Raw genomic sequence first — 5,692 nt, 5'->3', positions numbered from 1 at the left:
CTTTTACCGAGCCTTCGCCCTCTTCGACGCCGCATCCTGGGGTTCGAGTATCGAGCAAAAAGCGCGTTTTTGTCGCTTCGTTGGTCGGCACAATCAACAAGGGTTCAATGCGGCTGGCGATCTTCAGCGTCCCGAAAAGGTGACTGAAAATACTACCGACGGCCGCGCGGATGTATCGTGGCCGGTTCGGTTTGGTTTGACGCTGGCAACGGCCAGTAACCCGCCCCGTAGCTTGGTACGGCCGGGAGCTACATCGGGGCCGGTGACAGGCAGGCGCATCACCGGCCCGCGCTGCCGTTTCAGCGTGCCTGCGGCGTCGAGGCGAACAACCGTTCTAGGCCGTCCCAAGCGGTTTTCTGGATCGGCACTTTGCGGGGATCAACTAGGCCAACCTCTTCCAAGGTCCATTGCATGCGCCCGTAGTTGCAGGGCGCACAGGTGACGACGACGTTATCAATCGAATTGTCGCCACCCCGACTATGTGGAAGGACGTGATCGAACTGCATCCACATGCATTGAAACGCCGCGTGTCGACTCGAATTGGTGCGGCCCCACGGCGCAGCATCGGGGTATGCGCGGTTGAAAGCCTTCCTGACTTGATCGCTGATAACGGGAATGCCGCAGAATACGCAGTTCCTTCCGTAGCGCTGTATGATCAACCGTCGTTCTTCCCGTGATGGCTCCCTCTTCTTGATACGCTGCGCCTTCTCCAAGGTCGGTGGGGCATCCGGAATTTTTCGCGACCGGTGGTACTTCGATTGGTCCGGATTTGCTATTTTGCTGCCTATCAGAGACTCGATCCAAGCGCGCAACACCGGCATGTTTGCGGCTCGGAGCAAGCGATCGGCGGTTGCGCGATCACCTGTAAGATGTGCATCGGTGGCTGAATTCAGCAGCGACGCGGCGTCGAATATTTCGCTGATGGGCTCGCGCATACAGCGACGTGGCGCTAAGAAGTCTGCATCTTCTATCATGGTAGTTGGACAATCTCGCACAATTAGGAAAGCAATTTCAACGATTGGCATCACCCCGACTGTTTCGACTAAGGACTAGGTGGTGTGGACACTTATCGCATCCATAGGATTATGGCTGCGAGAGTGACAACGGCAAGGTAATTTCGGGCGGTCTTTTCGAAGCGGGTTGCGACGCGGCGGAATTGCTTGAGCTTGGAGAAGCAGCACTCCACGAGATGGCGTTGGGCGTAGAGATGCTTGTCGAGTGGATATTTGAGCGCCCGTGACGGATTATTGGGGATGACGGCAAGCGCGCCCTTGGCGGCAATGGCCTGGCGCAAATGATCGGCGTCGTAAGCCGTATCGGCCATGACGACCTCGGCGGGTAGTCCCTCGATTAGCGCAGCCGCTTGCGGTGCATCGCCCTTCTGACCTGCGGTCAGTGTGAACCGCACGGGACATCCCAAGCCTCGAACGACCATATGTATCTTGGTGCTCAGGCCGCCGCGCGAGCGGCCGATCGCCTGATCTTCAGACCCCCTTTTTTGGCCCCGGCAGCGTGCTGGTGGGCTCGGACGATAGTGGAGTCGACGATCAGATATTCGAAGTCCGGATCATCGGACATCGCCTCGAAGATCCGCCCCCAAACACCCTTGATGCTCCATCGACTGAAGCGCCGGAAGACGCTGTTCCAATCTCCAAATACCTCCGGAAGATCACGCCAGGGAGAGCCCGTACGCACGATCCACAGCACACCTTCCACGAACATCCGATTGTCGCGCCCGGTGGAGCCTTTCTGGTCAGGCCGGCCTATAATCAGGGGCGCCATCCGCCCCCAAGCAGCGTCGCTCAAAACCAGTCGATCCATTACACCCAAGATTGCCTCCCCAAAAGCAGCCTTGAATCTGATTTGCTCCTAAAAGGGAATCCTTAGAGTCCACGCTGCCTAGGTCGTTAAGGCCAGCGCCGCCGCGTCATTATCGCGACGACAAGCGGATCCAGTCCTGATGTGCTCGCGCCGTCATTGGAGAATAAGCGATGCAGGTTATCCTGGGAATGATCTTGGGCGCGGTGCTGCTCATTGCCGGCGTTTATGTCTCTGACTCGCAGTCGACATCGACGGTGGCGAACGGCCAGAATGCGGCCACCAACCGGACGCTCGTGAATTGGGACGTCGCGTCAGCCGATTGGCACGCGTTGACGGCGCGAGCACATCAGGACTGGATCCGCTTGTCGTCGCGATAATGACGCGGCGGCGCTGGCCTTAACGACCTAGCCCTTCCTCTTTGCCGCGGACGCCTTTCGCGCATCCGCAATCGCTTGGCCGAACTGCGCCATCGTCAATACGCCCGGCACTCGGAACTTGCCCACGATGAAGGAAGGAGTACCGCGAAATTCAAACGCAGTCGCCTGATCGTTGTTGCGGGCGAGCGTCGCATCGATCGCGCTTGCCTTGTCGGCAAGGTCACGATCGAGGCGATCGACGTCGACGCCGCCGCCCGAAAGCGCCTCGCGAATTTTCGCGTCAGTCAGCTTGGAGTTGATGGAAATCAGCGCATCGTGCGCTTGAACGAACTTGCCCTGGTAGCGGCTGGCCAACGCCATCCGCGCCGCCACAACCGACATCGGCCCCAGAATCGGCCAATCCTTCCAGATCAGTCTGACCTTGCCGTCGTCGTGGACCACTTGCCGCAGTTCGGGCTCGACCTTGCGGCAGTACGGGCATTGATAATCGAAAAATTCGACGATCGAGATATCGCCCGCCGCGTTCCCCGCGACCGGAATATCCGGATCGCGCAACACCAAAGCTTCGGTCAGGACCTCCTCGGTCTGGGCATACGCAGGCGCGGAAAACGCGCCCATCCCGAGCGCTGCCGCCGAGACCCCGAGCGAGCCCAACAGGCCTCGCCGGTCCAGCCGGATCGAATTGATCGGATCGTTCATTTCCTTCATCTCCGGCCGCTCTCAACCTGTTTCACTGCCCGATCTACGATCAGAACGCGAATAAGTTACGCGTGAGCATATAGAGCGCTACCACAATAATGACCGAAGCGAACACGATATTGAGCGCTCCGCGCTGCACCGATAGCGACCGCGCCAGGCGGGTGCCGATCAGGCCGCCGGCAAGTCCGCCTGCGATGAACAATCCTGCCAGCCCCCAGGAAATCAGCCCGGACCAAGCGTAACTCGTGGCCGTGGATAGGCCAAACGCGGTCACCGCGACCAATGAGGAACTGACCGCGTTGATAATCGGCATTCCCGTCGCCAGCATCAAGGCCGGCACAATCAGGAAGCCGCCGCCGATACCGAAAAAACCGGACAGCGCGCCGGTGGCAAGGCCGAGGACGAGGATGGCGGGCATGTTGTCCCTGCTCATGCGCACATCGGGAAGGCCAACGCGCGAGCGCGTCTTGAGCATCAAGACCGCAATCACCAGCATCAAGAGCGCAAACAATTCCAGCAATTTTCGGCCATCGAGCAGCTTGCCGAAAATCGTGCCCACCAAGGCGCCGGCAATTCCCGCCGCCGCGAAGGGAAGCGCGCACGACCACCGCACCGTCCCGCCGCGGGCGTGATTCCACAAATTGATGGCGGCATTGACCGCGACCGCAATGGCGCTCGTTCCGATCGCGACATGGGCGTCGGTGACGCCGACCAGATAGACCATCAGCGGCACCGCCAGGATCGATCCGCCGCCGCCGATCAGGCCCAGCGAAAACCCTACCAGCGCTCCCGATGCCACCCCGAGCCCAGCCTGCATCGCGGAGATTATCAAAGAGCCAGCTCCTGTCAGCCTCTCAGCGGTCCTTGAACGCGAACCCTGTTACCGCAGCAGGAGCGTAACCGCCAGCGGTACCAGCAGCGACGTCACGAGCGCGTTAAGGCTCATCGCCATCCCGGCGAATACGCCTGCCACCGCATCGACCTGAAACGCACGCGCCGTGCCGATCCCGTGCGCCGCAATGCCCACGGCAAAGCCGCGCGCGCGAAAATCCGTAATGCCCATCCGGTTCATTAGCGGCGTCACCGTGATCGCGCCCATGATGCCGGTCAGGATCACCGCGACCGCCGTCAACGAAGGATCGGCGTGCAGGGTTTCGCTGATACCCATCGCAACGCCCGCGGTGACGGATTTCGGCGCCATCGACAGCACCACCTCGCGCGGCAGGCCAACGGCCTTCGCCAACAGCACGACGGAAACGACGGCCGTCACCGATCCTGCCGCCAACGCCACCAGCATCGGCAGGATGGCGGAGGCGACGACCCTGCGGTTTTCGTAGAGCGGCACCGCCAGCGCCACGGTCGCCGGTCCCAGCAGGAAATGCACGAACTGCGCGCCGCCGAAATAGGTCGTGTAAGAGGTGTTGGTCAGGCGCAGGAAGACGCCGATGATCCACATCGAATGCAGCACGGGATTGGCCAACGGATGGCGATGGGTCCATAGCGATATCGCGTCAGCGATCGCATAGACCAATAGCGTCACCGTCAGCCAGAGCAGCGGCGATTGCGAGAGATAGACCCAGAGCGAGAACGGGTCGTTGCTCATGGCGTTTCCCGCCGCCGCGTCATCAACCGGCTGGCGAGGAGAAACGTCGCCACGGTCACGAGCAGCGTGATCAGCACCGAAATCGCCAGCACGCCCAGAAAGGCGATGCCATGATGGACGATGAGGTCGATCTTTTGCACCACGCCGACACCGGCCGGAACAAACAGCAAGGACAGGTTGGCGAGCAGGCCGTTGCTGGTTGATTCGACGCCGTCGCCTTGCAGCGGCCCGCGCGCCAGCATGGAGTAGCGATCGCGCAGCAGAAGCAGCAACAACAAAAGCATCAATCCGGCGACAGGACCCGGCATCGGCACGCCAATCCCGCGCACCAGCGCCTCACCGGCCAATTGACACAGCAGGATGAGGCTGAGGCTCGCGATCACGGATTCACAAGCGGTGCGGTCGCGCCAAACCAGCCATGGCGCTCACCCTTTCAGGCGGATGATGCACTCGGCGTAATAGCCGCCGTCCTTTTCGATCCACACCAGGCCGCCATTGGCCTTCGTCGCCTTGTTGGCGGTGAACTGGTCGGCGCAGGTCTTGGTGCGGGCCTTGTCGAGATCCTTTTCGTTCTCGTATTTCGGCGCAATCGCGGTCGGGAAGACGGCTGTGGTCTCGCGCTTGCCGCATTCATCGCGGCGGAAATCGACCCATTTGCGTCCCTGCAGCTTGCCGGAAACTTTTGCTTCCAGATATTTCACCGAACAGGCCGGCGTCGACAGCGCCGATTTCTCGGCAGGAGCAACCGTCGTTGTCGGCGCCTGAGATGGGCTGGTGGTGGTCGCAGGCGGCTGCACCGGGGCCGGCGTCGGGCTCGCCTGCGCCACAATGAGGGGCGTCAGCTGCGCGGCACAGGCCGGCGCGGGCAATTCAACGGCCGCGATCAGCGCCATCGTGGTCCAGCAAGCATATTTTCCCGCTAACTGCATGTTCGGACCGCAACCGCTCGATGAAGGCCTTTGACGTTATTCGCAACAACCTGCGAGCAAGCAGGTCCGGACCTTACTTCGCCCGGACCCGCTTGCTGGTTGGTCAGGTCTCTCCCTTGAGACGCTTGTTGCAGACGGAATAATAGCCACCGCCGCCCTTCTGATTCCAGCGCATGCCGCCGGTGGTGTTGTTGGTCTTGTTGAGCTGCCACTGCGCGGCGCAGGTGTGCATGCGTTGCATATGCGGCTTCTCGCTGGCGAAC

The 5,692-nt window shown here is 61.1% G+C and carries 7 protein-coding genes and 1 pseudogene; 1 reads left to right on the top strand and 7 read right to left on the bottom strand.

Going from position 1 to position 5,692, the window contains the following annotated elements; genetic code table 11:
- Positions 1-299 precede the first annotated feature (299 nt).
- Both WB528_RS19435 and WB528_RS19430 read right to left on the bottom strand, forming a co-directional pair.
- On the bottom strand, positions 300-1,025 hold the full coding sequence (locus WB528_RS19435; protein ID WP_423890019.1) for an HNH endonuclease: 726 nt from the start codon (positions 1,023-1,025) through the stop codon (positions 300-302).
- Between the two features lie 41 nt (positions 1,026-1,066).
- Positions 1,067-1,782 (bottom strand): annotated as a pseudogene (locus WB528_RS19430) (IS5 family transposase).
- A gap of 209 nt (positions 1,783-1,991) precedes the next feature.
- Between WB528_RS19430 and WB528_RS19425 the strand changes: the two are divergent.
- A complete protein-coding gene (locus WB528_RS19425) occupies positions 1,992-2,198 on the top strand; it encodes a hypothetical protein (protein ID WP_423890018.1) in 207 nt (68 codons plus the stop codon).
- Between the two features lie 27 nt (positions 2,199-2,225).
- Here WB528_RS19425 and WB528_RS19420 read toward each other — a convergent pair whose 3' ends face one another.
- From WB528_RS19420 to WB528_RS19400, 5 genes are read right to left on the bottom strand one after another with little or no spacing between them, the layout of a single operon-like run.
- Complete coding sequence (locus WB528_RS19420; RefSeq protein ID WP_423890017.1) at positions 2,226-2,906, bottom strand: DsbA family protein; 681 nt, start codon at positions 2,904-2,906, stop codon at positions 2,226-2,228.
- A gap of 40 nt (positions 2,907-2,946) precedes the next feature.
- Positions 2,947-3,726 carry a sulfite exporter TauE/SafE family protein gene (locus tag WB528_RS19415; protein ID WP_423890020.1) on the bottom strand — a complete coding sequence of 260 codons (780 nt, stop codon included), beginning with the start codon at positions 3,724-3,726 and terminating at the stop codon, positions 2,947-2,949.
- Positions 3,727-3,777: 51 nt separating this feature from the next.
- Positions 3,778-4,500: an LrgB family protein gene (locus WB528_RS19410; protein WP_423890016.1), complete on the bottom strand. Its 723-nt coding sequence runs from the start codon at positions 4,498-4,500 to the stop codon at positions 3,778-3,780.
- Positions 4,497-4,883 (bottom strand): CidA/LrgA family protein, encoded by a 387-nt coding sequence (locus WB528_RS19405; protein WP_423890015.1) that lies wholly within the window; start codon positions 4,881-4,883, stop codon positions 4,497-4,499. The genes WB528_RS19410 and WB528_RS19405 overlap by 4 nt, the downstream gene beginning before the upstream one ends.
- A gap of 42 nt (positions 4,884-4,925) precedes the next feature.
- Positions 4,926-5,429, bottom strand: coding sequence for a hypothetical protein (locus tag WB528_RS19400; protein WP_423890014.1), 504 nt, complete (start codon positions 5,427-5,429; stop codon positions 4,926-4,928).
- Positions 5,430-5,692: the final 263 nt, after the last annotated feature.

Source organism: Bradyrhizobium sp. (assembly GCF_049586575.1).
Classification (GTDB): Bacteria; Pseudomonadota; Alphaproteobacteria; order Rhizobiales; family Xanthobacteraceae; genus Bradyrhizobium.
The sequence above is the reverse complement of the archived record's forward strand: the minus strand, read 5'-3'. Positions and strand labels throughout refer to the sequence as shown.